A 25,654-nucleotide genomic window follows, 5' to 3' on the forward strand; every position below is an offset into this window, starting at 1 on the left:
TTGTTTTAACTAATATCATTCAACGAATAGGCATCTGCACCGCGACCTACGGCAAAACGTAAAGAACCAGAAAAATTTTTATTGCAGAGGCTCACAAAAATTAGCAATGCTAAGAAAGTTAAGCCAGTAGTGCAAGCAAACATATTGCGATAGCCTAGTTGCTCGCTGATATATCCCAATATTGGGGCTGCAATCGCAATTCCCAAGTCAAACCCCGCCATACAGATGGCAAAAATTTGCCCCCGTTCTTGTGGCAGTGAACGATCTGCCATCATTGTTGTGACCATTGAAATGACTGTCCCACCACCGCAGCCTTCGACGATGGCAGATATCAAAAAATCATTGGTACTGTTAGCTTGCCATAGTAGAAAGCAAGCCAATGTATAAGCAACCAAACCAAAGGTAATAAATAAACCACGACCGAACCTATCGCTAGCTCGTCCAGTAAATATCCTCATCGTAAAGCTAGAAATGGCAGTAACGGTAAAAAACCAGCCACCATTAAAATTCACCGCAGTAGATTTAATAAATAAAGCCACAAAGATATGCACAGCACCAACGGCTACACCTACTAACAACATCACAATCGCGGGTACTCTCACCCTGGGACTGAGCAAAATTTGGGCAAAATTAGGATGATGACTTTCTGATGGCGATTGGGTATTTAATGGGGGATTGATGACTTGGGATGCACACAATAGTCCGATAATAGCGATCGCTGCGGTAAACAAAAATAGCTCTCGATAGCCAAAACTCGCTTGTAAATACCCACCGATGGCTGGGCCAATGGCTAACCCGATAGGCGCGGCTAAACTCATGTAACTAATAATTTCGCCACGAGTGGCTACAGGAGCTAAATCAGCCACTAAAGCTATGTAACCAGTGGTAAAAGCCGCAATGCTAACACCGTGAAAAATTCGCAGAAAAAATAATAATGGGATAGATGTAAAGAGTAAATAGCCAAAAGGTGCGATCGCTGCTACTATCAGTCCAATCAATAAAACAAGCTTGCGGCCACGCTGGTCGGCGAGTTTCCCCAACATTGGACGAAACAGTAACAAACCAATGGCAAAGCCACCCATGACAATACCAATTTCTTGTTTGCTACCGCCGATATCTTCAATGTATAGCGGTAGAGTTGGTAGAAATGCAGCCGTACTTGACCAAAATAATAAAGCTGCCGTAAATAAAATCAGCACGAACTATATATAGCCTGAAGTTTTCCCATTAATTATAATTGCTTAAAACTTGATTAATCCCATTTCATATAAGCCTTGGCGGAGTCTTTTGGCTTCTTGAGGGTTATGCTGTTCATGCAGGATAATAGCATTTTTAAAAGCTGTTATACTCGCTTGAACATTGCCAATTTTTAACTGCACAACACCTAAATTTTGATATGCTTCGGCATAGTAAGGATTCAATTTGATGGCTGTTTGATAACAGGATATAGCTTCCATAAATAACCCTAAAGCTTTGAATGTCATCCCCAAATTGTAATGACCAGCCACAAAATTTGGGTCAATTTTCAAAGCAGTTTCGTAAGCTTTTTTGGCACTATTTAAATCGCCTGCATCTTTAAGTAAGTTACCTAAATTGTTATATGCTCCTAACTTCAGCATGGGATAAATCGGCAATTTAATCGCAGCTTGATAGTGAATTAGTGCTTGTTGCGGATTTTTTAAATGGGTGTGAGCAATGCCTAAATGATAGTGGAGTTCATATAATATGTCGTAGTTTTCTTCTGAGTGCATCATCTCCGGATGCAGAGTATTAGCTGCTACGCTAATTACATTCATCGGCAAAGACTTTAAATTGGCTCCAGAGTTGTTGAGAGAATTAGCACTTCCTGTCGCCTGATTTAAGCCTCGTTGCAATAATTCCAAACCTTCAGTGATTTTGCCAGATTCGACATACAGCGCGCCTAATTTACTGCAAACATAAGGATCATTGGGATGAGTTGCTAAAAACTCTAACATTGCAGCTTGCGCTTTGACATATTTGTTATTTTGAGCGATCGCTGCTTTTTGATAACCTACATGGAGAATCCCTAAACCATGCAAATAACCTACTTGCCAATGGGGTTCTTTTTTGATAATCGCCGCCACACTATCATCTACTAAGGCGTGATAGGGACGTTCAAAGCGAATCTCTGGATGGTTGCGAAATAACCGCGATACCAAAGAATAGGGAGATTGGGCAGCACCCACTTCTTGACGGACGAGATTAATTAAAATATATTCATCGGTTTTCATAACTGCTTTGATTTGCGGCACAATGCTAGGTGTGAGCAACTCATCAGCATCTAATACCAGCACCCAATCACTTGTTACATATTTTAATGCGGCATTGCGGGCTGTACTAAAATTATTAGACCATTCAAAATAATGAACTTTAGCACCGAATTCTTGGGCAATTTGAGGAGTGCGATCGCTAGAACCTGTATCTAGCACGATCATTTCATCTACAAAATCTTTAACACTATTTAGGCACTTAGGTAACGCAGCTTCTTCATTTTTAACAATCATGCACAGACTAATACTCATAAGCCAAAGTAAATTTATTGATTTTTATGTATTGGACATAATAGATGCTGCCTAGTTTGCAAATCAGAAACAGGGTGTAGAACAGAAATATACCACTCAGCACTTACCACTTTATTGTGTGCAAAAATCAAGATTAACAAATCAATGGGTGAGTAATTCAAAAATTAAGGGGAAACTTCATGCTGGGTCAAACAGTCGGGGGACGCTACCAAATTCTCACTCAGTTGGGAAGAGGCGGGTTTGGCACAACTTTTATCGCACAAGATATGCAACGTCCAGGAAATCCCAAGTGTGTGGTTAAACAATTTAAACCACTGGCTAACGATCCCTACACCCTCAATGCTGCCAAACGTTTTTTTGATCTAGAAGCAGCTACTTTAGAAATGTTAGGGAAACATGACCAAATCCCGCAATTATTAGCTCACTTTGCCGAGAATGCAGAATTTTATTTAGTACAAGAATTTATTCCTGGTCACGATTTGAATGCAGAATTACCTCCTGTCAGTGCAAAATTAACAGAAACAGCAGTTATTCAACTATTAAAAGAGATTCTGATTGTTTTAGCATTTGTTCATCAAAATCATGTCATTCATCGTGACTTGAAACCAGAAAATATTCGCCGTCGAGAATCAGATGGCAAAATAGTTTTAATCGATTTTGGTGCTGTTAAACAAATTAGTACCCAAGTCACTAATGTTGAAGGACAAACAAGTTTTACTGTAGCTATTGGTACTCCTGGTTATATGCCTAGCGAACAAGCTAATAGCAATCCTCACTTCAGTAGCGATATCTATGCAGCCGGAATTATTGCTATCCAAGCTTTAACCGGGATAAATCCTGCCGCTGGTACTCATTCTGTTCCGAAAAATCCTGTGAGTGGTGAAATTGATTGGCGGGAAAAAGTCAAAGTTAGCCCACAGTTTGCCAAAGTTTTAGATAAAATGGTGCGCTATGATTTCCGTCAGCGTTATCCCAATGCCGAGTCAGTCTTGCAAGCATTAGAGATGCTACAGAAAGCACCATTAACTAAACTCAAAAATTCATTACCGCAAAAATTTTTTCTCGGCTTGGGAGTTACAGCGGTGATTGCTGCTGGTTTAATATTTTTATGGCAAATTAAAAACAATTCACTTAATTTTATTGAATATATAGCTCACGGCGTAAAAATTAAATACCCTGACAATTGGGCAATGGAAGAAACACCCAATGCTGTGACTCAAGATTTAGTGACATTTTTATCACCAAAACAAAGTGAGACTGATAATTTTTCAGAAATTTTAACTATTCGCATCGAACCACTTAATAGCACTTTAAATGAATCGAAAAACTTATTTATTCAAGAAGTAAAAAATACAGTCGATAATGCCCAAATAGAAAGTTCCGGCGAAACCACACTAGCTAATAAACGTGCCAATCAACTCGTCTTTACAGGCACAAATGATGGCAATAAGCTAAAGAGTCTACAAGTTTGGACTTTATATAATGATAACGCTTATATTATTACTTACACTGCCAAAATAGAAGATTATGATCAGTTTTTGCCCTTAGCAGAAAAAATGATTCAATCATTTGTAATTGAATAAAAGATAGGCTAATCATAGCTAAGTGGGCGAATGAAATTCGCTACTACACAAGCAAAGTCCACCTGCGTGGACTCAGACAAAATCAAAGCTTTCCAACCCACCTTAGGTCAATACAGTTCAGTTCAGGCAACAGCTTGGACTGGTGTAGGTTGGGTGGAGGAACGGAACCCAACATTTTCATGGCTTTGTTGGGTTACGCTATCGCTACACCCAACCTACTATTCTCTTAACTCAGACAAAATCAAAGCTTTCCAACCCACCTTAGGTCAATACAGTTCAGTTCAGGCAACAGCTTGGACTGGTGTAGGTTGGGTGGAGGAACGGAACCCAACATTTTCATGGCTTTGTTGGGTTACGCTATCGCTACACCCAACCTTGTATCTTAACTGCGTTGGGCGGGTTCCCCGACTCCCTCAGTGGCGCGCGATTTGCCATTGCCCAGTGAGAGTTTCTGGCAAAAATGTTTTGTGGTATGAGTTGATTACTCCCGACGCACACCACCAACAACTGGTTTAACTTGGTTACTAGAAAATGGATCTGTACCGCCAGACCAATTAAAATCACTAATGCGAATGCTAAAGCCGCCTAATTCTAAAACAGGGTTGTATCGCAGGGTAATTCCATAGGTGCGGCGGCTATATTCTAAAATGTAGTCGGTGCTGCTTTCTTTGCCTGTATCTAGGTTAACTGAAGTTTGAAAACCTAAGCGAAATGGCCCATAAATTTGTTGAGTAATTCCAGCACTTAATACTCTATTATCAACCGAGCGGTCAAACAAAAAAGGTGATAATCCACTATTTAAACCTTGAGAATAACTAACATTAAAGGCTGTGTAATCTAAAAAAGGACGAGAAAAATGTCCGATTTGTCCTACTAAGCCAATAGTGCCGATGATGGTGTTTTGGGTATCACCACTGGTGTAATAACTACTAGTTGCTGTCACACCTGCGACTGCGGTGACGTAAGGCACAACAGGATTAGCAGTGTAACGTAATCCTTCGGTGGGTGTAGCTGCTAAAGGTTTGCCGCGCCATAGAGGTATGCCAGTGCTAAGGGCGGCACTCGCTTGCAAACGACCAAGAGAAATGCGATCGTTATCTCTGACTGGTTCGAGTAAATCTTGGCGGTCAGTATTGGCGTTGATATATTGTGCGCCGGTTTGATAAGTTAGGTTAACGCCACTTTTTCCTAAAGGCACAATGGGAGAAGTAATCACCGCTCCCAAACTACTCTGCACAGTTTGAAAGCCGAGAGTACCGTTATATAATCTGTCGCGGTAGCTATACTCCAAGTTTAAAAGATGCGGATTGCGATCGCCTAATGCTTGTTGCAAGCGCACACTCGCCCGCAAATTATCTTCAACTTTGTCTAAATTAAAGCTGGTTAGTTCTCCTGAGGCACGTAGCGTAGTTTTTGGGCCGAAAACGGCATTGGCTCTGGTTCTTACACCAAATAAACCGCCAATGTCATCGCTTCCTCCCTGCACCGCTTTTTGAACGAAAAATTGCGGTGTAATTATCCAGCGTGCTTGTTCTGTATTGATCGGTGTAAAGGCACGTTCTAAATATAAACCTCCCCTGTCATTGCCATCAAAGCCAGGAGAAACAATTGCTGGAGTGACTTCCTGTTCTCGACGGTCAATAGTTCGGTTATCTAATGGTATCGGTAAAGTAAAACTTTGGTCAAAAACTAAACGTTGCCTTTGAGTTGTAATCCGGTCTATTAAAGGGGCTTGACGCGTCAATGTCACCTTATCTGCCCTTAACTCTAATTCTGGTGGCGAAAACGGGTCATTGGTAATTCGCACATCCCTAGCTTGCCAACCGCGCGGATAAAAATCGATGTGTCTAGCTTCAAATCTCAGCCGCTTCACTTCTCCACCAGTTGTTGATGCTGGCAAATTACTCGCTTCTCGACCACCAAGGTTAACATTAATTCCACCAGGACTATTTACCCCTGTTAATGGTTGATTGGCGCGAATGCGATCGCTTGGTGGTCGTTGCGGTACACCACCAGCTGTAATATCTGTAGGTAAAAAGCCCAAATCTGTGGAAGATGTAGGGATATAAATTTCTCCCCTACCGTTTTCTAATACACCACTATCTTGGAGAAAATTATAAGTGAAGCGTTGACCGCGTAAGAGTTGATCGCCTCTGGTTAAGGCGACGTTGCCTTCTCCTACAGCAATCAAGTTGGCTAGATTGACTTGGAGCCTATCGGCATCCACCACAGCCCCATCAAATCGCACTACAACATTGCCTTGCGCTGTGACAATTCGTCGCTGTTCGTCATACTCTTGTCTATCAGAGACAACTTCCACAATTCGCTCGCGGACTACTGGTGTGGTGGGTGTAACCGAAGATGGCTGTTGGGGAGTTGTCGTCGCCGGCGGTGTTGGTGTTGCTTGGCTTGGTGCTTTGAATTCTATACTACTTGGGGTAGCCGATTCACTGGTGAGATGGCGAGACTTAAACTCAATAATATTTTGGACTGGGCGATCGCTCGCCACACTATCATTAAATGTACCTGAGAGATTCAGGCTTTTTGGTTGCGCTGGCGGTGCAGGTGTGGGAGTTTGCAGTTCTGGCTGAGTTATTTCTGCCACAACTTCCCCATGAGAGGGAAATTGGGGAATAGCTGCACTAGGTTGAGCAATTTCTTGATGATTGACTGGTGAGGAGACAGTAGCCTTAGGCGTTACATCATTACTATCTGGCGACTGGAGAGAATATCCAACACTTAAGGGTTGTCCTAAATTTGCCGCGCTCTTGGCATTACTAAATGCAGGTAGTCCGGCTGGTATGGTTTCTGGCGGATGAGGAGTGGGGATGTTGTGAGTTTCTAATTGTTCAGACTCCGGCGGGGAAGAAGAATTAATGACTGGTGAATTGTTGGCTTCTGCCAAACTTGGGCTTTGCGGCGTTTGAGCTAGCTGCTTTGGCTGTTGTTGAGGATTAACAGGCTCTATTAATGCCAGGGTATTACTATCGCTAGCCGATGTTAGGGAATTTACAGGTTTTGCAGGTTCAACAATAGGAGGTGGTGCAGGCGGCAGAACTGGATGAAGCATATCTGGGCAAGATTAACCTAACAAATAGCTAACTGTTAGCCGGAAAGATGAACTATCTAAGTCTTCCGACTTTTGCTCTTTGCCTACACGCAGCAAGCCGCTAAAAGGAGGAAATCAAATTGCCAAAGAAATTGCTTTGCTAAATTTCCTCCACTTTGCAGCCTGGAGGTTAACTCCCTACTGGGTATTCAACACAAAGGGAAACTCCGTAATAGCCACTGGCTGCGGATTTTCCCTGTTGTCGCAACTGCCATTCAGTTGTAGGGTTGCAAGCAAGTGTCCGTGACTTTTGGTAATTTCCACCTTCTGGCAGTCGCGGATAGTTTGTCTGGTTTCTTACTCTAAATCCCGGCGGCCAGGGTTACGAGCAGGGTCATTCGACAAGAATCCGAAGACAAAGATAGTTACAAAGAAGGCAACAACAATATAAACAGCGATTTTTAAAGTCAGCATAGAAATATCTCCTAAGGGGGTGAGAAAAAGCTCCTCTAAGTATCTGCCATGCAGAAAAGATAGCTACTTTATCTTACCCAGATATTGTCTCGTTTTGAGCGTACTCTATTGAGAGTGGAGAGCTACGTGATGACTACTCCATAGAGTATGGCACAAGTTTTGATATTATCTCATGCTTTGGTTTATTTGATGGTAGATGCTGCAAACAATTTGGTTGTTGACGTTCGATGATTGCTTAAATGGCTAATCTTGTGACGTTAACTCATGAAAGAGGTTTCCCAATTCCCCAAACAAAAATATTGCTTTTTCAACCAACAGCAAAATTACTTTCCCGATACCCCTACACCTTTTTCCCACAACTTCTGATGAATGCGACTTTTAATTACTCGTGCAGGTACGCCTACAGCTACAGAAAATGGCGGGATATTTTTATTCACCACTGCGCCTGCACCAATCACGCTACCTTCGCCAATTGTTACACCATCTAATACTGTGACTCCATGTCCTAGCCAACAATCATCTTCAATCACAATTCCTTGACGAGTCACCCCTTGGTATTTAATCGGTTCAACGGAATTGGCAAAATTATGATTGTTGGCATAGATACCTGAATTGGCGGCAATCATACAACGCTTGCCAATTTTGATGTTTCCTGGCCCTTCGATACAAACACCAGGGCCGATAAAAGTTTCTTCATCGATATAGATGGAAGTATCTGCTAAACAACCTATATCAACATTGCGCTCAATCGCTACGCTATTGGCTAAATAAACTTTATTGTTGGGGTGTCCTTGAGCATCTATACGTACACCTTTAAAGATATATACTCTCTTACCGACTTCAATACTCGCAGTGCCGAGAAATTCCACGCCATTTTGGATATAAACTGAACTACCTAATTGAGCAAAAATCTGACGATATACCAAATTGCGTAGTTTCGGGCCAAGAGCGATTGTGGGGATATCTCCTAATAATGTAGTCAGCAACAATTCTTGAAATCGCTGTAATTTAGTGCTATGTAGCTGATTATTCATGACTCGATATACCTTAGATAAATTAGGTTAGGTTGGCTAGTTTTGAATATTTTTATGGGTCTGCTGAATTTAGGGTTTACGTAGTCAGATGAAATAGGGTTAAGGCTGCCAAAATCTTCCAACCCTCAGTGACAAACTTGGGTACGTAAATCCTGTGGTAGTGCCATTGATTTTGATTTGCTCAATTTGTTGATTGAGCTGAAGATTGTCTGAGGCTGTTGGCGGGTTCTGTCAATATAAGAACGTGCCAAACTAGCTGGATTGGATGACATCTGCAATCTCTTGATTTTGATGCGATCGCACCAGATAATTTCTCTGGCAACTCATCTAGAAAAAGCTATAATTACGCCTCATATTTGCTGAATTTGAAGTTAATTGCAGAATTCAATCTCCAACTATGAATTTGGAAAATTGGGATATAAAAACAACAGAATTTGACAAGCTAGAAATTACGTTTTTACTCAAGCTGTTGTCTATCTATGATTATTTGTTGTTTATTAGTTACCCTATTTTTTAATTCCGTTCAACAACACTAATTTGCATTGATTTATGCCAAATACTGAAGGGCAATTCAGCACTCAATCAAAATTGAATGTTAGTTGAATCTTGCTTGGTATTTTTACCAAAATTAAATCTTGTTAAGGTGGAGTGTCACCAACTTCAGCCATCACATTAAAATTTACCATCGGTGCAAACAAGTAGGCGCTTCCCCGACTGCAATGACGAATTTCTTGCAATAAATTTTTAGAGTATGCTGCTCTGCTCATGTTGCACGCCGATGATTTCCAAATTAACAATGTCACGATTTCATTGAAATGAGTGGCTTTTCATAATAGTTGCCTCTCAGAATAACACATTTTATTTTTAATGGCTCACTCTCAAGTTAGAGGTTTGAGCAAATCTTGATTCAAGGCAAAAAGTAACGATTAATACAATTATTCATGATTTATGAATAAATTGATACCTTGAGGCATCATTAACCAAGTTACTTTTAATAAGTAATATAGGAATCCGGTTTGATTTCTGAATCTAGTTGTGTAAGTAGGGAGTAGGGAATGGGAAATGGGGAGTAGGAAAAAAATTGCTATGGATGTACTAAATTTTTGGCAAAAATTAGTATCCCTCTAGTTTCTTGTTTTCTATTCTTTGTTCCCTTTTCCCTACCTACATAAGTTATGTTCAGTAATCAAAGCGGCTTACTATATTTTTTCAAAAAATTACTAATATAAGTTAAGTATGATAATTAATTTTTTAGATTTGATTTGCTGAAATATTATTTAATTTATCAATATATAAAATTACTAGTTTAGTTAAAAAAAACTCAGTACCCTTTCTCTTAATTGTTTTCTATCTTCCCTCTTTAGTTGAGAAATTATGTCAAATTGCTACAATGAATCCACAATTTTTGCTCAAAGCCAGCTTTTAGATTATACATAATTACTAGACTGACTGCTACATAATTCATAATCTGATGATTTAAGTATCTGGCACAATTTACTACCTGTCAGGCAAAATATATGCATCATCCTAGTTTGAGGAGCTACGGCGTTGGTAAGACTCTACTGTTAAAATATTTGAAAACTACGGTAGTTTAGATGTATCCGGAGATTGCCAATCTCTAGGTTATCTGTTGCAGAAGCATACTATTAATCATTGAGGAGAATAGTCAAAATTTTTACGTGAATGCTAAAATTATTAATTAACATCAAATAAAAATTTCTTTATTTTACTACTTTGATAGTTTAATATATGTGAGCTTTATGAAGCCGCTTGGTAAATTATTACAACAGGCTGACCTCGTTTCCTCAGAACAGGTAGAAATAGCTCTTCAAGAGCAGACACAAGTTGCGGGAATGCGGCTGGGTGAAATTCTCGCTTTACATGGATGGTTAAAGCAAGAAACGGCTGATTTTTTCTCGCAGCAGTGGCCGATGCTCCTAGAGGAAGAATCCAAACAACCTTTAGGTAAGTATTTAGAAGAAGCTGGGTTGTTAAACAAATACCAAATTAAGGCAATCCTTACTGAGCAAACACAGCAAAATCTTCGTTTTGGGGAATTAGCTGTGCAGAAAGGATGGTTAAAACCTAGTACAATTCAATTTTTTTTGGAGCATCTTGCACCAGTAACCCAATGGCCAAATCATATCTGGCGACATACAGAGGCTCCAACCTATGAAAGTGTGACACAGACAGAAGAACAATTACATTTGGCAATGGTAGCTCCACAACAAAATGATTTGAAAACCGCAAACCAAGTTCAACAACCAAGTTTAGAGATGAATTTGGCACAACCAGAATCTTCTGAGTTCAAACTATTGAGCCGTAGTGCTGTCAAAATATTTAAATTATTTGCCTTAGATACAAAAGCCGAATCTCCAAAAGATTTACTCAGAGAAATTATCTTGTGGACAGATGGACAACCGATGTTGACGCAAAAGCTTTGTCAATTATTGGCAGAGTCAGAGTCATTTCTTTCCACAGGTGCTGAAGCTGAAACTGTAAAACAGTTAATACAAAGCAACTTGATTGACAATTGGGAAACACAAGCCGCAGCAGAACATTTACAAAAGTTGCAATCAAAGATTATTCACAATCAGGAATGCGATCCGTTGTTTTTGTTGGAAGTATATCAACAAATTTGGGAACAGGGCGAACTCTCGATTGATAATAGTCCAGAACAAGTAGAATTACTACATTTAGGATTAGTCAAACAACAAAAAGACAAGCTAAAACTCGGCAACCGCATTTACCAATCAGTTTTTGATCGCAACTGGGTAAAAGTGGAATTAGAGAAAATGCTGCATCCCTCGTTGGCCCAAACAGCAATCTACGATCCTATTTCGTCAGCTACTACGATTAATGTCAGCAAAACAATGGCTCCAGCAGAGTCTACAGTGAGCAAACGATTGCTGGCGTTATTGGCTATAGCTGCTTTGATGATTTGTGGTTCTGGCTTGATGGTTTTAGGGTTTAGTGTGTTTAAGTGGTTACAAATTGAAACAATTTTTAAAAGTGGGAATGCGTTATTGCATGAAGGACAATATCAGCAAGCGATCGCCAAGTACGATAACATTGTCAAAATTGATAGCAACTACTACCAATCTTGGACTAACCGTGGCTACGCCTTAGCGCGGCTGAGAGATTACGACCAAATGCTGGAATCTTGTAAGACAGCTACTTTGATTAATCCCCGCGCCGTTTACGCGTGGAATTGCCAAGGTGAAGCTCTCTATAATCTCAAACAATATAACGCGGCGATCGCGGCTTATGACCAAGCCATCATTCTCAACTCAGAAGATCCAGCATTTTGGATTAATAAAACCGAAGCCCTACTAGCAATGCAGCAATCAGACAAAGCTTTAGTTTCGGTGAATCAAGCAATTAATTTATTAACCAAAATTTGGCAGCAGGAACCACAAGATGCTAATGCAAAAGAGTTAGCCATTGCTTATAGCTATCAAGCTAAGGTGTTATTGCAAAAAACAGACTATGAGAACGCCTTGAACGCTTTTGAGCAGGCATTAAAATATAATCCCAAATATTATGTAGCCCTCAGAGGAAAAGGCATCGCCTTACAAAATTTAAAGCGAGACGATCAAGCGATCGCACAATTCTATTATCTCCTAGACCATCATCAACTAACTAATGCCCAAAAAGCCGAGTCTTGGTATTATTTGGGGTTAAGCCTTTGCGAATTTCGCCAACACGATAAAGCAATCGCCGCCTTTAACCAAGCTTTAAAATTCAAACCCGATTATGCTGCCGCTGTACGTGCAGTAACAGCTTGCTCCAAATAATACAGTTATGAACATTAAAACGGCCAAAACCAAGGTCTAGTATCTGTGTATGTACGGCTCACAGTTCTGACATTAGAGCTTTGTGCTTGCTTAAAATCTTTCCCTAACATCTCATATAAAGCTTGGGATGGATTGCTGGTGGATGGGAAACTAAATAAAAATTGAGCGCTGTAATGATTGCAGCCAATACCTCTACGCTCTACCGCACACACAACAGATTGATTGTTTAACTTATCGCTTGTCAAATACATTGAACTATCTGCATTATAGATAGCCTGCAAACCTTTCGCGGCATTTTCACAGGTTTGCAATGCGTTTGTGCTAGAGAAATATTTTGGCAGGAGATTCAAAATCGGATAGTCTTTGACAGTGCCTTCTTTGTTCAAAGTCACAATTACCTTTGGCGTATTGGTATTAGCTTGACAAGTAACTTGCACACGATTGTTAGCTTGACTGGGTGTAGAGAATGTGGCAACAGCACCCAAAGCGACTATTGACCCCATTCCCAGATTTGCCAAAGACTGCAATTTCTTCATATTACTTCACTCCTATTCTTGACCAATATTTACGCTTGAATATAGACTCAATATTATTATTTTCTACTTGAATTTACTTAAATCAAGATAAAACGTCAAGTAATTTTTCAGTGGAATTCATGATTCCCTGTTCAAAATGAAACAATTTTTTCATCAAAATTTCATCTCCAGTAGTGTCAGTATTTGCTGCTTAGTTGCCGGGTTGCCTGCCCAAGCCCAAATTGCTGCGGATAATACAGTCAACACCAACGTTATTTCCTCTGGCAACAACTTTGAAATTACTGGAGGAACAGCAGTCGGCAGTAATCTGTTTCATAGTTTTCGAGAATTTTCTGTCCCCACGGGTGGCGAAGCTTTTTTTAACAACATTAGTAATTTAAGTAACATTACTAATATTATTAGTCGGGTAACAGGTGGTAATGTTTCCACTATTGATGGCTTAATCCGAGAAAACTACGGCGCCAATTTGATTCTAATTAATCCTAGTGGAATTACATTTGGTGCTAACGCTCAACTCAATATCAGTGGTTCCTTTTTAGCTACTACCGCTAACAGCCTCAAGTTTGAAGATGGCGGAGAATTTACTACTGACACCACCAACCCCCCTGGACTCACGATTAGTGTGCCAATTGGCTTGCAATTTGGGACAAATCCCCAGCCAATTAACGTGCAGGGGCAAGGGCATAATATTAGTCTACAAAGTCCGATATTTCCACCATTTACCAGAGGCACTACCACAGGACTAAAAGTGCAACCGGGAAATACCCTCGCCTTGGTAGGAGGCGGGATTAACCTAGAAGGTGGAACACTAACAGCCGAAGGTGGACATATTGATTTAGGTAGTGTAGATGGCGGTTTTGTCAGTTTAAATCCTAGCCCTCAAGGTTGGAATTTAGGTTATCAAGGAGTCACCAGCTTTCAAGATATTGCTCTATCGCAAAAAGCCTTAGCAGATACCAGTGGCTTAGGTAGTGGTTCCATTCAGTTACAAGGGCGCAATATCTCCATCGGCGATGGCTCAATGGCTTTGATTCAAACCAAAGGAACAGAAACCGCAGGTGGAGTTAACGTCAATGCTTCTGAATCTTTAGTTTTGTCAGGAACCACCGCTGACGGACTAATTTCCAGCAATATCTTTACTGAAACTATTGGTAGCGGCAAAAGTGGCGATATTAACGTGACAACTCCCCGCTTAATAGTGCAGGATGGCGCGGCGATATCTACTGCTACTCATACGTCGGCTCCCGGTGGCAACATAGACATTCAAGCAGCTGATTATTTACAAGTATCGGGATTTTCAGCGGTTAATCCCAGTCGCTTTAGTAATATCACAGCAGGGGCTTTTGGCGCGGGGGTAGGTGGTAATTTAAATATTGCCACTGGTGATTTGATTATCGGCGATCGCGCCTTCATCTCTTCCACGGCTTTTGGCAGTGGTAGTGCCAGCAATGTGAATATCCGTGCCACCAACACAGTCGATATTACAGGCACAGGCTTTGTAGAATTTCAACAGACTTTTCCCATAGGAGCCATCTTAGGAACACTCAAACCCACTGATCGGGGAACTGGGATTTTTCTGGGAACTGAGGGTATAGGCGGCGGTGCTTCTGGTAACTTGAATCTGGAAACTGCCTCCTTAATTATGCGGAACGGCGGCGTGATTTTTAGTCCCGCATTTTTGCAAGGAAAAGGCGGCGACTTGAATATTCGGGCCTCTGAGTTGATAGATTTAAATGCTGCGGCCATTCAAGCCGGAAATAGCTTAGGCAGTAGCGGCACAGGTGGCAAGATTAGCGTTGATACCAAGCAGTTGAACTTGCAAGATGGGGCCACAATCATCAGTGCCGCATTAGGCAGTGGTGCAGGTGGTAATGTGGAAATTAAAGCCAGCAACGGCATCCAAATCTGGCGCACTCCCCCTGAGGCGGCAATTTTAACTGGGATTTACACCAACACTACTCTAGGAACTGGTAGGGGTGGTGACTTAAAAATTGATACAGGCTATCTGTTCATCAAAGATGGAGTAATTGCTAGTAATACAGGTGCTTCCCTGCCCACTCGTCTTATTCAAGTGGGAGGCCCAGGCGGAAATGTGGTGGTCAATGCCCGTGAAGCAATAGAAATATCCGGTGTGTTACGAGACCTGAGATTTCCCAGCGGTTTGGGAACCACTGGTTATAGTCCTTCTCGCTCAGGTAACTTAACCATTAATACTAAAAAGTTGATCTTGCGCGAAGGTGCTGATGCTTCAACAGCAACTTTGAGTTCTGGACAAGGGGGAACTTTAACTGTCAACGCTTCTGATTCCATCGAACTCAGTGGGATCACTATTAGTGGCATCACATTAGGTGGTTTATCTGCTGCGGCTGGTCGGGCTAACTTACCAGAACTCAGAACAACAGGTGCTTCTGGTGACATCAGGTTATTTACAGACAAGTTAATTGTCCGAGATGGGGCCAAAGTGGATGTAGAAAGTTTAGGCCCTGGTAGGGCAGGAACTTTGCAAGTTGTTGCCAATTCTATCTTTTTAGATAATCAAGGCACTATATCTGCTGCGACAACCTCCGGTGAAGGTGGTAACATCTTCCTGCAAACAAATTCTTTACTAATGCGTCATAACAGTCAAATATCAGCAACGGCTGGTGGCAGTGGCAACGGAGGGAATATTGACATCACTGGCTTTAGTCCTGCCAATTTTGTGGCAATTTTAGAAGATAGCAAGATTACGGCTGATGCTGTCGAGGGTAGAGGCGGCAATATCCGGATTAACACCAAAGGATTCTTTTTGTGTCCGACTTGCCAGATTAGTGCTGCTTCTGAATTAGGAATTGCCGGACAAGTCAGCATCATTACACCAGAGGCAGAAAATAATTTTGAAGTGCTTGATTTACCTCAAGAAGTGGCAAAACCGGAACAAGTGGTAGCCCAAGCTTGTAAATCGGCAAGAAGACAAGATCAAAGCGAATTTACCATCACTGGACGCGGTGGATTGCCACCTCGCCCTAGCGAACAGCTAAGTAGTAGTGCTTTGCTCGATTTTGGTTCTGGGGTTGCCAATGTTACTTCTCCAGCACAGAATAGTTCTCAACTACCACCACCAGCCCGTGGTTGGTATGTCAATGCTCAAGGTGTGGTAGTGCTTGCCAGTCAAACACCTAATCCTACTCCTTATGGCTCGGGATTAGCAGCTGCTAATTGCCAATGAGCTAGTAAAAAAAGGATAAAAGATGAAGTAGAAAATACACAAAAGCAATCTATTATAGGTGCTTGATTGATGCTGAAAGGTACTAGATGTTTTGTTGTGCTAGCCGCTTAAGAGAATGCAAGAGCGTAATATAAAAATTGCGATCGCGGAGATTGTGAAAGTTAAGGCAAATTTTCCAAGACAAGGTTACGTTTTATCTCCTTGTCTGAGTTTGTTAGTTTTTTTGTGCTTGTTGGGTGGTGCAAACTCAGCTTGGGGTCAGCCGATTAATCCAAATCCAACTAACCCCAAGCCTACAGAACAACCCCTACCGAATCCTTTACCGCCAACCAACGCACCTATCCAAATTCCGCCTAGCCCACCACCAACTCCAGAAGAAGCGGCAGATATTCCTGGGACAATTACTGTCCAGCAGTTTCAATTTGTTGGAAATACAGCTTTTAGTCAAAAAAACCTCAATGCAGCGATCGCTAATTTTACTAACAAACCAATTTCCTTTGCAGAACTCCTCAAAGCAGCAAATCAAATCACAGAACTTTATATTCAAAATGGCTACATTACTTCTGGGGCTTACATACCCAGTCAAGAATTTCGCTCTGGGATCATCAAAATCCAGGTTGTCGAAGGCGGTTTAGAAGATATTCAAGTCAATGTGATTAAAGGACGCTTGAATACAAATTACGTCCGCAGTCGTTTAGCGATCGCTACAACAAAACCGCTGAATATCAACCGCTTACAAGAAGCCTTACAACTGCTACAGATCAATCCTTTAATTGAAAGCTTAGATGCAGAACTAACTGCTGGCACTAGACCAGGGGTGAATTCCTTAACAGTGACACTCAAAGCCGCCAGAACTTTTCATGCTATATTCAGCATTGATAATAACCGCAACCCCAGCATCGGCAGTTTTGAACGCAGTGTCGCCATCTCAGACGCTAGCTTGTTGGGTGTTGGCGATCGCTTTACTTTAGCTTACAAGAATACCGATGGCAGCAATAGTTTTGAGGGCGGTTATACTTTGCCGATCAATCCTCGCAACGGCACTGTCGGCTTCAACTTTCAGGTGACGGACAATACAATTATTGAACCTCCGTTTAATGAATTAAATATTGGGGTAAATTCTCGGGAATTGCAACTAACATATAGGCAGCCAATTATACAAAGAGCCTCACCAGAAATTAGTGAAGAACTAGCGTTAAGTTTGACAGCCGCCAGACGAGTTAGTAAATCTTCGATTCAAGGCGTAGATTTTCCTTTATTCCCTGGCGCAGATAATCGGGGCGAAACGAGGATATCGGAGTTAAGTTTTGCTCAGGAATGGCTACAGCGCAGCCGCCAAGAAGTTTTAGCTGTGCGTTCTGACTTTAATCTGGGAGTGGGAGCTTTCAACGCCACGGTTAATAACAACGAACCAGATAGCCGATATTTTCTCTGGCGGGGACAACTAATTTATTTACGCCTCCTTGGTCAAGCCACAGAAAAAAGAACGGCTCCTACTTTATTGTTGCGTTCTAATGTGCAGTTATCGACTAACTCTTTACTTTCTATCGAACAGTTGAGTTTAGGTGGTCAAGGCACAGTGCGCGGTTATCGCCAAGATGCCTTACTAGGCGATAATGGCATTTTTGCTTCCGCCGAATTGCGATTACCCATTGCCTACTTCCCAGACATCCAAGGAACTTTACAGGTTACACCTTTTATTGATGTTGGTACTGTTTGGAATACAGGCACAGAAAATCCTTCCACCAATACTTTATTAGGCTCAGGTTTTGGTTTGCTTTGGCAAATGGGAGATGGGTTAACAGCAAGGCTAGATTGGGGTATTCCTATAGTCAATCTTGATACCAACAAGCGGACATGGCAAGACAACGGCCTATATTTTCAATTGGAGTATCGGGCGTTTTGATCGATATCGATATACCAAAGTGCTGAGTGCTGAGTTATGAGTGCTGAGTATAAACTCGGTATTCTCAGGAGTTTCAGCAATCAACATAGTCCTAATCTATGCCTCGACTGCCATATCAAATTACCCCGGAGGATTGGTCTAAAGCCTCCCTTTTTAAGAAGAATAAATCAGAAAATATATTTCCAAACGCAAAGCGCAAGAAAGATACACCCTATACCCCGTTCATCCCATCAACATCAAACGTATCGGATCTAAACGCACATACCAGGGAAAAGCGCTGTCTTTCATTTGTACCCACTTTTCTTTAAAGACTTCTGCTTGCAAATCATAGTCTTGAAGATTATTGGGAGGATTATGTAATTTTAAAAATAATGTCATCCGGTGGGGCGTTTCACTGATTCTGACCAACCAGCAAGCAAAGGTATTTGCTGCAGATGAATCATCGCAAAAGATAATTTGATGAGCGCGAATCCCTACATGAGTTAATTCTGGGGGAATTGGTTCTAGAACTTCTAAATTACAGCCCCAATCAAGAGCTTGAATTTGTTGCACTTCTTGACTTACAGCGCGCGAGAAATTCTTGCATCCCGTTAACTGGGCCACACTGACAGTGGCAGGATGCTCAAAAATATCGTATTTAGACCCATAATGCACGGCTTGGCCTTGTTCTAATACCAATAAGTTTGGACATATTCGGTATGCTTCTTCCATATTGTGGGTGACAAATAAAGCCACGCCTTGATAGTCGGCTAAAGTGTCTGTCATCTGCTGTTCTAATTGGCTACGCAGATGGGTATCCAATGCCGAAAAAGGTTCATCTAAAAGTAAAGCTTCTGGTTGACTGGCTAAGGCTCTGGCTAGGGCGACGCGTTGTTGTTGTCCGCCTGAGAGTTGGTGCGGATAGCGATCGCCTAATCCTTGCAATTGCATAGCGATTAATTGGTCTTCTATCTGGACTCGCATAGTGCCTGTGGACAATCCTTTTGGCAAACCAAAGGCAATATTTTCTGCCACTGTCATATTCGGGAACAGTGCATAGTTCTGGACTAAAAAACCAATGCGGCGATCGCGGCTAGGTACGTTAATACCTTTTTCTGAGTCAAACAAAACTCTGCCATTCAAAACTATCCGCCCTTTTGTGGGCGTTTCAATTCCCGCCAGACAACGCAAAATCATACTTTTACCTGCACCAGAGCCACCTAATAAGCCTAGTGCTTGTTCGTTGGTACTGAAAGATACTTGCAAATGAAAACTGGGTAATGTTTTTTCAATATCTACAAATAATCCCACTTCCGCAGAGGCAACAGCAACAGCAGAAATTAAACTTGGCTGTGGTGCTTGTCTATTTTGTCTTTTTCTGATTTTTTCTCCTTGCTTGGCTTTGATTTCTTGCCAGAAATTAACGGCAATAATTCCCGACAGAGAAATGATCATAATTGCGATCGCCCAAAACCAAGCCTCATTCATAGCCCCTGCTTCGACCGCAAAATAAATTGCCATCGGAATAGTTTGAGTTTGTCCGGGAATATTCCCCGCTAGCATTAATGTTGCCCCAAATTCACCCAAAGCCCGAGCAAAAGCCAAAGTAGTGGCAGCTAAAATTCCTGGTAAAGCCAAAGGTAAGCTAATTCGCCAAAATATAGTTGATTCACTTGCACCCAGGGTTCTAGCTACTCGCAGCAAATTGAGATCGATTTGTGCAAAGGCTCCCAAGGCAGTTTTATACATCAAGGGAAAGGAAACCACAGTAGCCGCGATCGCTGCGCCATACCAAGTAAAAACAATAGTGAAATCAAATGGCTCCATTAATTTACCAACCGGGCCATTTTTACCAAAAAATAGTAACAATAAAAATCCCACAACTGTTGGTGGCAAAATTAAAGGCGCAACAAAAATACTTTCAATTAATGATTTTGCTTTGCCACGATAACCCAGCATCCAATAGGCAGCAGCAATGCCTACAAAAAAAGTAATAAATGTTGCTAATAATGAAGTTTTTAGCGATATCCAAAGCGGTGATAAATCTTGAGGCATAGTAATTTTACAATAGCGTGTATTTTTCTTAGTTAACTTTTTTAAATTAAGTAATTTATCTCTCTTTCTCTAGGAATATTATTTTTTTGTATCTTTCTTTGTGTACTTAGCGTACTTTGCGGTTCGTTATCAAATTTTTTTCCAATGGCTAATATTATTTTTAAACTGACATATTTACTCTTTAACATGTCAAACATTTTTGCTATTTTTCAACTTCTAGAGACAGTAAAGCCTTGTTTTTCAAAAATATTTTTAGCATCATTAGTAGATAAAAACTGCTCAAATTCCTTTGCATAATCTACATTTTTACTACTTTTTAACACTGCAATTGGATAGACAATTGGAGAGTGAGTATTTGCAGGAGCAGTAGTTACTACTTTAACTTTTGAGCTACTTTTAGCATCAGAAAGGTAAACTAAGCCAGCTTCTGCATTACCAGACTCTACATAATTTAAAGCTTGGCGCACATCTTTGGCATAGACTACTTTAGGTTTAATTTGGTCAGTAATTTTTAAAGAAGTTAATATTTGTTGGGCGTACTGTCCCGCAGGTACACTTTTAGGTTCACCTATGGCAATTCTTTTCACACGAGGTGAAGTTAAATCTTTGATATCTGTGACGGCTGAAGAATTTTGCGGTGCTATTAACACCATCTGATTAGTTAATAAATTTTTACGTGTATCATCAACTAATAATCCTTTTTTATCCAGCGCATCCATTTGTTTGGTTGCAGCTGAGATAAAAACATCAACTTTTGCACCTTGTTCTATTTGTTGCTGCAAAGCTCCTGAGGAACCAAAGTTGTAGACTAAGTTAATATTCGGTTTTGCTTGAGTATAGATTGGTTTGATTGCTTCTAATGAATCTTTTAAGCTTGCAGCCGCAGAAATAGTTAAACTTGTTGTTTGGGCTGTTGGACTAGTATTTACAACAGCAGAATTAGGTGTATTTGCTTGACTACAACCAACAATTAACAAGCAAGAACATAATAGCCAACCAGCAAAAGCCAAAATGTGTTTACGAGTCATTAACAGCCTCTCAAACAATTTGTTCATATTACCAACTTAGCATTTAAAAAGTTGGTATTAAATATGAAATTTCTCGAAAAAACTTGAGATAGTTTAGCTAATGGCTGTGACTAGATTAATACCAGAGAAGTTGGTATAATGTAGTCTTTGCTACATTCCTTAGATTTACGCAGTGTGGTAGAAGTTCAAGAGTCAACTTATCCGCTTGAATCCTGAATTCTGCTATAAATCCCCTCCTTCTCAATTTACTTGCAGTAAACTAATACCATCTTGTGAGGAGTGCATGATGGTAAATCAAAAATTGGCGCAATTACTATCTTTTGGTTTTATCAGCTGTTGTTTTTGTCTGGGCTTAGGCATTGGTATTTTCATTCGCTTTGGGCAGTTGCAACCATCAAATGCGGCTACTACTACCGAACCTACAAGAATTCCGTTTGCTATTCCTATGCCGACTCCATCACCAGATGATGATGTGTTAACTTTAAATCCCTAAAAAACGAGTAGAGACGTTGCATTACAACGTCTCTGAGTTTAATTACTATTAGACTGTGGTTTTTCTGGAGTCTTTTCATCCTTTGGCGATGACAAATCAGCAGAGGAATTTTGCTTATTTTCTACAGTCGGTACAACCACAGCAGAAGAATCAGAACTTTTAGGTTCTGTGTTTGGTGGTGCTACGGGGATGACTATAGAATCTGGTCGCTTATTAGCTGGTGTGGGAATAATCACAGGCGGTGTAGGATTGGCTTGCGATCGCTTAGGTGAATTTTTGCGCGATGCACGATACTCCCTTAACTTATCTACCAGTGATGGCGAAGTAGAAGTGTTAGGCGAAACCGCAGCTTGTTCGGAATTCTGGGGTGGAGAATTTTCTAATTTAGCTGGTGTTGTATTTTCCAACGCCGCGCTGCTGTTACTACTTACAGGTTCGGCTGTAGGTACAGGACGAATGCGCTTGCGCCGTTTTATTGGATTATATGCAGAGTTAGTTTGCGTATTTTTAGCGGTGTTAGTTTCTTCCGCCACTGGGGATGCGGAAATTGTGGGATTAGGTTTTAGCGGCGATTCCGTGATGGGGTTCTCAAACAGGGGTTTTTTCGATGAGGGGGACTGCGTAGGAGATGAAAATATACTTGTAATGCCAAAACCCGCACTCGCCGCCACTAAGGCAATACCGACACCCAATAATACTTTAGAGTGTGCTATTTTCTGGGCAAAAGATGTGACAGGCTGCAATAGCGATGAGCGCTGGGGCTTTCTTTTAAATATGGTCTGCTGTGAAGATAAATCGATAGTGGCTACCATATTTGTGGTGACAGGTTGAGGGTTGGCATTCCCTACACCCCCAGGTAGCAGTTGCAGCCACTCTACTACTGTTGCTGGACGAAAACGCGGATCGACAGCCATACCCCGCATCACTGCTTGATTAACTGCGGCACTGATGTGTGGTTGTAGTTCTTTTGGTGAAGGCATTTTTTCGCGATCGCGTAACAAGGCTGGCATAGGAACTTGCCCTGTTAACAACGCATACAAAGTTGCGGCTAAACCATAAACATCTGTTGCCGGTGTGCGCGGTGCTTGCGTTAAATACTGTTCAATTGGTGCATAGCCTTCGGAAACTATGCCTGTGTGCGTTTGTTTCACACCGCTATTAAATTCTCGCGCGATGCCAAAGTCAATTAAGATGACTTCTTGCGTACCTTCACGCAAAATAATATTATCTGGTTTGACATCTCGGTGTAGTAGCCCATTGTTGTGAACCACCTGCAAAGCCGCGCCAATTTGCCGGATATAATGAATGGCTGTGGCTTCTGGTAAAGGTATAGCTGGCAAAATAAAAGCGTTACCCAAAGTTTCGCCAGGAATATATTCCATCACCATATAAGGCAGTCCATCTTCCACAAAAAAGTCGCTAACCCGGACTATGTTGGGATGGATACAAGTAGCTAGCCTTCTGGCTTCATCTTGGAATTGGCGCTCAAACTTGGCAAAATCTGGGTGTTGCCGCAGCTTTTCATTAATGGTTTTCATCACTACTTCGTGACCTAAATAGTGATGCGTAGCTTTAAACGTAATGCCAAAACCACCGCGTCCGATTTCTTGGGTGAGGGTATATTTTCCACCCTGCAAAATTGTGCCTGCTAACATAGTAAAGTTTTGCGTCCTGAGTCCTGAGTGAGCGGATATTATGGATATCCCGAAATTGAACAGCCTCCAATGAAAGTTAAGCCTTAATCTTTTTAATAATACAGTAGGGTCATGGTCATGCCTCTTGAAAATTAAGTGAAGAAACAGTTGCTCTAAAATCTCTGACCTATCCCTAAATGCACCTTACTTTCTCCTTGGTCGTTAATGCCATAGTCAGCGCGAAGTAACCCCAAGGGTGAATCTAAACGGACTCCTGCGCCGTAACCAAAGCCGAAGCCTGGTTTATCACGCACCCCTGCGGGATCTCCTAATACAGTATTCCCAGAACCTAAATCTGAAGCGAAGTCAGCAAATAAAACACCACCAACTATCGGCAAAATCGGGAAGCGGTATTCTGCGGAAGCTAAAACGTAACTGCGACCACTGCCAACTTTCCCGCCATCATAACCGCGCACCGAGTTGGAACCACCTAAATTAAAGGCATCATAAGGTGGTAAATCGCCGATAACTGTACCTGCTTGGAGGTTTAAGGCAAACACTTGTGGTTGCTTGCTGTCGTAGACCTTAACTGGCACATATTGGCTGTAATTGGCTGTAATGCGATTGAGAGAAATATTGCCTTGGCCAATGGGGATTGATTGTTCGGTACTCAATTTCAGTAAGGAACCTTGGGTGGGGTTGAGAGGATTATCTCTTTGGTCTTTAGCGGCACTGAAAGATACGGTAGTTAGGTCATCAATACCTGTACCACTGGCAGAGAGGGGATTGCCTTGAGCGTCTTTTGGCGTAATATTACCTTGGCGATCGCGGATTGTTGTTCGGGTATAATTCAATCCTAAGGAAGCATCCCAACCGTCAATCGGTCTTTGCAAGCTGACACTACCACCAATTTGACCTTCTCTGACTTTATCGCCGTTAGCTAACTTGATAGTATCGTCAAAGGTTTCCGAAAGTTCTTGGCGACGAAAGCCATTGACGGTGTAACCTAGACGGTCAGGATTATTTTGACGATAAGGACTAATCAATTTGCCATCAAATTGCAAATCACGAGAACTTAAACCTACATTTAAATTTAAAATATCGTTCTTACCACCAACATTTTGGTCTTGATAATTGACTGTGCCAATTATTCCTTGATCGGCATTATAACTACCACCTAAGTTAATTGCCCGCGCGCCATTTTCTTTGAGTTCGTAGACTACATTTAAATTGGCAGCATCTCCTTCTAAAGCGACGTTGACACTTTGAAATAAGCCTGTACGATATAGCTGTTGAATATCTTGCTGTACCAGTTTTTCTTGAAAGATTTGCCCTTGTTGGAGTTGAATTTGCTGGCGGAGAAAATCTGGTTTGGTACGCCCAGTCACAGGATTACCTTTATCATCTAAGGTTTTACCTGCGTCGTTGACAAAGCGAAACTTAATTTCACTGACTAAACCTTCGGCAACGTTAATGTTGAGAATCCCCTCAGGGCTGGGTTTAATTGATAATACGCGCCCCAAGTTATAACCTTTGTCGGCGTACCATTTGTTAACTTGGGCTACAGCTTGTCTTAGCCCTGCGGGACTGATGGTTTTGTTCAATTGGGGTTGAAAATTTTCTAAAGCTACTTGATATGTCAGTACCTTTGCGCCGGAAAGTTGCAGCGATCGCACTATTACAGGTTGCACCTGATACACTACACTCAATCCGGCTGTTGTGCTGCGGCTATTGACGTTGGCACTGGTAAATAAACCAGTGTTTAAAATGGCTACGACATCCTGTTGCAATTGGTTTTGGCTAGTGTCTCCACCAGTTTGGGTTTTGATGACTTGGCGTATCACTTCCTGCAATTCAGGAGTCGCCCCTAGTATTTGTATATCTGTTGCGGTAACTACTAGGTTATTGTTGGTTGGTAGAGAATTGGGGGGTGATACAGGAAGTTTGATGTTAGGATTTTGCGGTTGCACCTGGGGAATTACTACGGAATTTTTATTTACCTCTGATTTGACAACGGCCGATTTTTGAGAAAATTGTGGTAAAGCAACAATTTCAGGTGATGCAATAGCCTTTACAGGTGTAGGTGTCTCTTCAATTACAGGAACTACAAAATCTTGATTTTTGTTAGTGTCGTTTGTTTGGGTAGTGGGTGCGGCTAGTGCTTGTTGAGTGACGTTGCTAGCCGCTAAAGTAGCTAAAGTTAAAATTGCTGCTTGAGAAATTTGCATAAAAAATAATTACTAATTTATAAATCCTAATTCGTAATTGCCGAGCATTAATTTTGACAGCTTAAAGTAGGCAGATACCCGACTTCTGTAAGGGAATCAGCAGACCATCA

General features: G+C 41.4%; 18 protein-coding genes. 6 read left to right on the forward strand and 12 right to left on the reverse strand.

What is annotated here, in order from left to right:
* Positions 1 to 5 precede the first annotated feature (5 nt).
* Together H6G69_RS07315 and H6G69_RS07320 are read right to left on the reverse strand one after the other, a co-directional pair.
* Positions 6 to 1,199 (reverse strand): MFS transporter, encoded by a 1,194-nt coding sequence (locus tag H6G69_RS07315; protein WP_190683914.1) that lies wholly within the window; start codon positions 1,197 to 1,199, stop codon positions 6 to 8.
* A gap of 42 nt (positions 1,200 to 1,241) precedes the next feature.
* Positions 1,242 to 2,543, reverse strand: a complete 1,302-nt coding sequence (locus H6G69_RS07320; RefSeq protein ID WP_190683917.1) for a glycosyltransferase — start codon at positions 2,541 to 2,543, stop codon at positions 1,242 to 1,244.
* Positions 2,544 to 2,722: 179 nt separating this feature from the next.
* Between H6G69_RS07320 and H6G69_RS07325 the strand changes: the two genes are divergently transcribed.
* Together H6G69_RS07325 and H6G69_RS07330 are read left to right on the forward strand one after the other, a co-directional pair.
* Positions 2,723 to 4,126, forward strand: a complete 1,404-nt coding sequence (locus H6G69_RS07325) for a serine/threonine-protein kinase (RefSeq protein ID WP_190683920.1) — start codon at positions 2,723 to 2,725, stop codon at positions 4,124 to 4,126.
* 30 nt (positions 4,127 to 4,156) lie between these two features.
* Complete coding sequence (locus H6G69_RS07330; RefSeq protein WP_190683923.1) at positions 4,157 to 4,642, forward strand: hypothetical protein; 486 nt, start codon at positions 4,157 to 4,159, stop codon at positions 4,640 to 4,642.
* Here the strand turns inward: H6G69_RS07330 and H6G69_RS07335 are convergent.
* The 5 genes from H6G69_RS07335 to H6G69_RS34340 form a co-directional block, all read right to left on the reverse strand.
* Positions 4,608 to 7,196, reverse strand: coding sequence for a DUF3769 domain-containing protein (locus tag H6G69_RS07335; RefSeq protein WP_190683926.1), 2,589 nt, complete (start codon positions 7,194 to 7,196; stop codon positions 4,608 to 4,610). The two genes, H6G69_RS07330 and H6G69_RS07335, sit on opposite strands and share 35 nt — an antisense overlap.
* A 336-nt stretch (positions 7,197 to 7,532) precedes the next feature.
* Positions 7,533 to 7,649 (reverse strand): photosystem II reaction center protein I, encoded by a 117-nt coding sequence (locus H6G69_RS07340; RefSeq protein ID WP_015114068.1) that lies wholly within the window; start codon positions 7,647 to 7,649, stop codon positions 7,533 to 7,535.
* A 323-nt stretch (positions 7,650 to 7,972) separates the two neighbouring features.
* Complete coding sequence (locus H6G69_RS07345) at positions 7,973 to 8,683, reverse strand: acyltransferase (RefSeq protein WP_190683929.1); 711 nt, start codon at positions 8,681 to 8,683, stop codon at positions 7,973 to 7,975.
* Between the two features lie 125 nt (positions 8,684 to 8,808).
* Positions 8,809 to 8,955, reverse strand: coding sequence for a hypothetical protein (locus tag H6G69_RS07350; protein ID WP_190683932.1), 147 nt, complete (start codon positions 8,953 to 8,955; stop codon positions 8,809 to 8,811).
* 366 nt (positions 8,956 to 9,321) lie between these two features.
* On the reverse strand, positions 9,322 to 9,450 hold the full coding sequence (locus H6G69_RS34340; protein ID WP_277883358.1) for a hypothetical protein: 129 nt from the start codon (positions 9,448 to 9,450) through the stop codon (positions 9,322 to 9,324).
* A gap of 993 nt (positions 9,451 to 10,443) precedes the next feature.
* Between H6G69_RS34340 and H6G69_RS07355 the strand changes: the two genes are divergently transcribed.
* On the forward strand, positions 10,444 to 12,480 hold the full coding sequence (locus H6G69_RS07355; RefSeq protein ID WP_190683935.1) for a tetratricopeptide repeat protein: 2,037 nt from the start codon (positions 10,444 to 10,446) through the stop codon (positions 12,478 to 12,480).
* Positions 12,481 to 12,494: 14 nt separating this feature from the next.
* Here H6G69_RS07355 and H6G69_RS07360 read toward each other — a convergent pair whose 3' ends face one another.
* Positions 12,495 to 13,016 (reverse strand): COP23 domain-containing protein, encoded by a 522-nt coding sequence (locus tag H6G69_RS07360; RefSeq protein WP_242072001.1) that lies wholly within the window; start codon positions 13,014 to 13,016, stop codon positions 12,495 to 12,497.
* 136 nt (positions 13,017 to 13,152) lie between these two features.
* Between H6G69_RS07360 and H6G69_RS07365 the strand changes: the two genes are divergently transcribed.
* Together H6G69_RS07365 and H6G69_RS07370 are read left to right on the forward strand one after the other, a co-directional pair.
* Positions 13,153 to 16,221, forward strand: coding sequence for a filamentous hemagglutinin N-terminal domain-containing protein (locus H6G69_RS07365; RefSeq protein WP_190683939.1), 3,069 nt, complete (start codon positions 13,153 to 13,155; stop codon positions 16,219 to 16,221).
* Between the two features lie 115 nt (positions 16,222 to 16,336).
* Entirely contained in the window at positions 16,337 to 18,127 is a 1,791-nt protein-coding gene (locus H6G69_RS07370) for a ShlB/FhaC/HecB family hemolysin secretion/activation protein (protein ID WP_190683942.1), read from the forward strand.
* A gap of 222 nt (positions 18,128 to 18,349) precedes the next feature.
* Here H6G69_RS07370 and modB read toward each other — a convergent pair whose 3' ends face one another.
* A complete protein-coding gene (gene modB / locus H6G69_RS07375; RefSeq protein ID WP_190683945.1) occupies positions 18,350 to 20,161 on the reverse strand; it encodes a molybdate ABC transporter permease subunit in 1,812 nt (603 codons plus the stop codon).
* A 209-nt stretch (positions 20,162 to 20,370) separates the two neighbouring features.
* Entirely contained in the window at positions 20,371 to 21,189 is an 819-nt protein-coding gene (gene modA / locus H6G69_RS07380) for a molybdate ABC transporter substrate-binding protein (RefSeq protein ID WP_190683947.1), read from the reverse strand.
* A gap of 286 nt (positions 21,190 to 21,475) precedes the next feature.
* Here modA and H6G69_RS07385 point away from each other — a divergent pair, with 286 nt between their 5' ends.
* Positions 21,476 to 21,682, forward strand: coding sequence for a capsule biosynthesis protein (locus H6G69_RS07385; RefSeq protein ID WP_190683950.1), 207 nt, complete (start codon positions 21,476 to 21,478; stop codon positions 21,680 to 21,682).
* Positions 21,683 to 21,720: 38 nt separating this feature from the next.
* Here the strand turns inward: H6G69_RS07385 and H6G69_RS07390 are convergent, their stop codons facing one another.
* Positions 21,721 to 23,337: a serine/threonine-protein kinase gene (locus tag H6G69_RS07390; RefSeq protein ID WP_190683953.1), complete on the reverse strand. Its 1,617-nt coding sequence runs from the start codon at positions 23,335 to 23,337 to the stop codon at positions 21,721 to 21,723.
* 152 nt (positions 23,338 to 23,489) lie between these two features.
* Positions 23,490 to 25,544 carry an outer membrane protein assembly factor gene (locus H6G69_RS07395; RefSeq protein ID WP_190683957.1) on the reverse strand — a complete coding sequence of 685 codons (2,055 nt, stop codon included), beginning with the start codon at positions 25,542 to 25,544 and terminating at the stop codon, positions 23,490 to 23,492.
* Between the last annotated feature and the right edge of the window lie 110 nt (positions 25,545 to 25,654).

Origin of the sequence: Nostoc sp. FACHB-110 (assembly GCF_014697425.1) — a bacterium.
Lineage (GTDB): Bacteria > Cyanobacteriota > Cyanobacteriia > Cyanobacteriales > Nostocaceae > Nostoc_B.